Below are 4,862 nucleotides of genomic sequence, written 5' to 3'. Positions count from 1 at the left end.
CGCCGCCCCGGACGCCGCCCCGGACCCCGCCACCGCCAGCGACGGCCGCGGGGCCCGCCCCCACCTCGGCGACCTCCAGCGCGTCGTCGACCGTCTCGGCCTGCTGCAGATCGACTCCGTCAGCGTGCTCGCCCGGGCGCACCTCGTCCCGGTGTTCTCCCGCCTGGGGCCCTACGACGCCGGCCTGCTGGACCGGGCAGCCGCACGCGCGCCTCGCCGCCTGGTGGAGACGTGGGCGCACGAGGCCTCGCTCGTGCCGCCGGAGACGTACCGGTACCTCGGCTGGCGGCGTCGGGAGTACGCGGAGCACGCGTGGGGCTCGATCCGGTCCGTCGCGCGGCAGCATCCCGAGGTGGTCGACGAGGTCAGGGCGTTGCTCGCGGCGACCGGCCCGATGACCGCCCGCGAGGCGCAGGCGGCGCTCGCCCACGACCACCCCCGGCCCCGGGACGACTGGGGCTGGAACTGGAGCGTGACCAAGCGGGCGCTGGAGCTGCTCTTCTTCACCGGGGAGGTCGCGGCGGCCGGCCGCGCCCCCTCCTTCGAGCGCCGGTACGACCTCGCCGAGCGGGTGCTCCCGCCGCAGGTGCTGGCCCGCCCGGAGCCCGACGACGCCGAGTCCTTCCGGGCCCTGCTCGAGATCGGTGCGCGGGCCCATGGGATCGGGACGGCGCGCTGCTTCGCCGACTACTTCCGGCTCCGCGGGCCGCGCGTCACCCGGGCGCTGGCGGAGCTGGTGGAGTCCGGGGTGCTCGCGCCGGTCCGGGTCCGGTCCTGGGACCGGCCCGTGTACCTGCACCGCGACGCCCGCGTGCCCCGCCGCGCGACCGGCCGGGCCCTGCTGAGCCCGTTCGACCCGGTCGTGTTCGAGCGGCGCCGGCTGGAGGAGCTGTTCGGGTTCCGGTACCGGATCGAGATCTACGTCCCCGCCCCGCTGCGCGTGCACGGCTACTACGTGCTGCCCCTGCTCCTCGGCGACAGCCTCGTGGCGCGACTCGACCTGCGGGCCGACCGCCGCGCCGGCGTCCTCGAGGTGCCCGGCGCCCATCTCGAGCCCGGGGCGCCCGGGTCCGCCGTGCCCGAGGCGGCCGCCGAGCTGCGGCTCCTCGCCGACTGGCTCGGCCTGGAGCGCGTCGTCGTCCCCGTCGACGCCCGCGGTGACATGGCGGCACCCCTGCGGTCGGCGACCGCCTAGGATCCGCTCACCATGGCACCGACGCCGCCCGCCGCACCCGAGACCGCCGACGGCGGGGCGTCCCTCGGGCCGGGCGCCCGGTGGGCCTCGCGTCCCGGGGGAGGCTTCGCCGCCGTCGTCGTCGGGGCGGTCCTGTGGGGCACCGGGGGGCTGGCCGGCAGCGTGATCGCCGACGGCGGGCTGCCGATGGCCGTCGTCGCCGCCTACCGGCTGACGGTCGGGGGCGGGGCCCTCCTGCTCGTGCTGGGGCTCGCCGGCCGGCTGCGCGGCATCCCCCGCAGCGCCGCGCTGCTGCGTCGGGTGCTGCTGACCGCCGTGCTGGCCGCCGTCTACCAGGCCACCTACTTCCTGGCGGTGGAGCGCTCCTCCGTGAGCGTCGCGACGGTGGTCGCGCTCGGCGCGGCCCCGGTCATCGTGGCGACCGTGACGGCGGTGCTCGCCCGCCGGCTGCCGTCGCGACGGACGACGGCGGCGGTCGGGCTGGCGGTGGTGGGTCTGGTGCTGCTCGTCGGCCTGTCCCGCACGGGTGCGGACCCCGCGGGCGGTGCGGGGCTCGCGCTCGTCGCCGCGGCGGCGTTCGCCGTCCTCACCATGGTCAACCGGACGGGCGTGCCGGGGCTGGACCCGGTGCTGCTCACCGCCCTGGGGTTCTCCGGCGGGGGTCTGCTGCTGCTGCCGGTCGTCCTTCTCGGCGGCGCGGCCCTCGCCCCGTCCGAGCCCTCGACGTGGTGGCTCGTGCTGTACCTGGGCGTCGTGCCGACGGCGCTCGCGTACGCCGCCTACTTCACGGGCCTGCGGACCGTCCCGGCGACCGTGGCCTCCCTCGTGGCGCTGCTGGAGCCGCTGACCGCCGCGCTCGCGGCGGCCTTCCTGCTGGGCGAGCGGCTCGGGCCCGGCGGCGTCGTCGGCGGGGTCCTCCTGGCGACGGCGACCGTGGTCGTGGCGCCCCGACGACGACGCCCGGCGGCGGCGCCACGACGACGGCGCGCCGCGGCATGACCCGACCGGGGGCCACCTCGCCTACGATGGTCGCTGGTCTGCGTCGACCCCGTCGCTGAGCGCGCTCCCGTCCGTCGTGGCGCGCGGCGCGGGGCCGCGCCACACGCGGGACCCGCGAGCCGCGGGGGCCGCCGACGAGTCTGGAGAACGCGTGCCGTCGATCCTCGACAAGGTCCTGCGCATGGGCGAGGGCCGCACCCTCAAGAAGCTCGAGGGCGTGGCCGACCAGGTGAACGCCCTGGAGGACGCCTTCCGTCAGCTCACCGACGCCGAGCTGCGCGAGGAGACCGACCGCTTCCGCGCGCGCCTCGAGGACGGGGAGACGCTCGACCGGCTGCTCCCGGAGGCGTTCGCGGCCGTCCGTGAGGCGGCCGGCCGCACCCTCGGGATGCGGCACTTCGACGTCCAGCTCATGGGCGGCGCGGCGCTGCACCTCGGGAACATCGCCGAGATGAAGACCGGTGAGGGCAAGACGCTGGTGGCGACCGCGCCCGCGTACCTCAACGCGCTCACGGGCAAGGGCGTGCACGTCGTCACCGTCAACGACTACCTGGCCGGCTACCAGAGCGACCTCATGGGTCGCGTCTTCCGGTTCCTCGGCATGACCACGGGCTGCATCCTGTCCGGTCAGCGCCCGGAGGAGCGGCGCGCCCAGTACGCCGCGGACATCACGTACGGCACGAACAACGAGTTCGGCTTCGACTACCTGCGCGACAACATGGCGTGGCGCCCCGAGGAGCTCGTGCAGCGCGGTCACCACTTCGCGATCGTCGACGAGGTCGACTCGATCCTCATCGACGAGGCCAGGACCCCGCTCATCATCTCCGGGCCCGCCTCCGGCGACGCCAACAAGTGGTACGCGGAGTTCTCCAAGCTGGCGCTGCGCCTCACCGCCGAGGTCGACTACGAGGTCGACGAGAAGAAGCGCACCGTCGGCGTGCTGGAGCCCGGGATCGCCAAGGTCGAGGACTACCTGGGGATCGAGAACCTCTACGAGTCGCTCAACACGCCCCTCATCGGCTTCCTCAACAACGCCATCAAGGCCAAGGAGCTCTTCAAGCGCGACAAGGACTACGTCGTCATCAACGGCGAGGTCCTGATCGTCGACGAGCACACCGGTCGCATGCTGGCCGGCCGTCGCTACAACGAGGGCATGCACCAGGCGATCGAGGCGAAGGAGGGCGTCGCGATCAAGGCGGAGAACCAGACGCTCGCCACCATCACCCTGCAGAACTTCTTCCGCCTCTACGAGAAGATCAGCGGGATGACGGGCACGGCGACCACGGAGGCCGCCGAGTTCCAGAGCACGTACAACCTGGGCGTCGTGCCGATCCCGACGAACCGCGCGATGCAGCGGATCGACCAGAAGGACCTCGTCTACAAGAACGAGGAGGGCAAGTTCACCGCGGTCGTCTCCGACATCGTCGAGCGCCACGCGGCGGGCCAGCCCGTGCTCGTCGGGACGACGAGCGTGGAGAAGAGCGAGCTGCTCTCCCGCATGCTGAAGAAGCAGGGCGTCCCGCACGAGGTCCTCAACGCCAAGCAGCACGCGCGGGAGGCCGCGATCGTCGCGCAGGCCGGTCGCAAGGGCGCGGTCACGGTCGCGACGAACATGGCCGGTCGCGGGACCGACATCATGCTCGGCGGCAACGCCGAGTTCATGGCCGTCTCGGACCTCGCCGCACGGGGCCTGGACCCGGCCGAGCAGCCGGAGGAGTACGAGGCCGCCTGGCCCGACGCGCTGGAGAAGGCCAAGGCGGCGGTGGCTGCGGAGCACGACGAGGTCGTCGGCCTCGGCGGCCTGTACGTCCTGGGCACGGAGCGGCACGAGTCCCGCCGCATCGACAACCAGCTGCGCGGACGCTCGGGCCGTCAGGGCGACCCGGGGGAGTCCCGCTTCTACCTGTCGATGACCGACGACCTCATGCGGCTCTTCAACGCCGGCCTGGCCGAGTCGATGATGACCCGCGCCGGGTTCCCGGACGACATGCCGCTCGAGAGCAAGATGGTCACCCGCGGCATCCAGAGCGCGCAGGCCCAGGTCGAGGCGCGCAACTTCGAGATCCGCAAGAACGTCCTGAAGTACGACGACGTCCTGTCGCGGCAGCGGTCCGTGATCTACGCCGAGCGGCGCCGGGTCCTGGAGGGGGAGGACCTGCACGAGCAGATCCAGCACTTCCTCGCGGACGTCGTCACGGGCGCGGTCGACGCGACCACGGGCGGCGCGGCCCCCGAGGCCTGGGACCTGGACGGCCTGTGGACGTCGCTCAAGGCCGTCTTCCCGGTGTCCGTCGAGGCGGACGCGGTCGTCGAGGCCGCCGGCGGGGAGAGCAAGGTGTCACGTCAGGACGTCCTGGACGCCCTGCTGGAGGACGCCCGGTCCGCCTACGCGACGCGGGAGGAGCAGCTCGGCTCGGACACGATGCGCCAGCTCGAGCGGCGGGTCGTCCTCTCCGTCCTGGACCGCAAGTGGCGCGAGCACCTCTACGAGATGGACTACCTCAAGGAGGGCATCGGCCTGCGGGCCATGGCCCAGCGCGACCCGCTGGTCGAGTACCAGCGAGAGGGCTTCCAGCTGTTCGCCGCGATGACCGAGGCGATCAAGGAGGAGTCGGTCACCTACCTGTTCAACCTCGAGGTCAAGGTGGCCGAGGCCCCGGACGCGGCA

The 4,862-nt window shown here is 73.5% G+C and carries 3 protein-coding genes; all 3 read left to right on the top strand.

What is annotated here, in order from left to right; translation table 11 throughout:
- Positions 1-1,195 (top strand): winged helix-turn-helix domain-containing protein (locus N866_RS16345; protein ID WP_173406173.1); only part of this gene is annotated, 1,195 nt, incomplete at its 5' end.
- Positions 1,196-1,207: 12 nt separating this feature from the next.
- Complete coding sequence (locus N866_RS16340) at positions 1,208-2,194, top strand: EamA family transporter (RefSeq protein ID WP_081802746.1); 987 nt, start codon at positions 1,208-1,210, stop codon at positions 2,192-2,194.
- Positions 2,195-2,345: 151 nt separating this feature from the next.
- Positions 2,346-4,862 (top strand): preprotein translocase subunit SecA (secA, locus tag N866_RS16335; protein ID WP_034228343.1); only part of this gene is annotated, 2,517 nt, incomplete at its 3' end.

The sequence above is a fragment of the Actinotalea ferrariae CF5-4 genome, assembly GCF_000603945.1.
Lineage (GTDB): Bacteria > Actinomycetota > Actinomycetes > Actinomycetales > Cellulomonadaceae > Actinotalea > Actinotalea ferrariae.
This window is presented reverse-complemented; position numbering and strand designations above follow the sequence as displayed.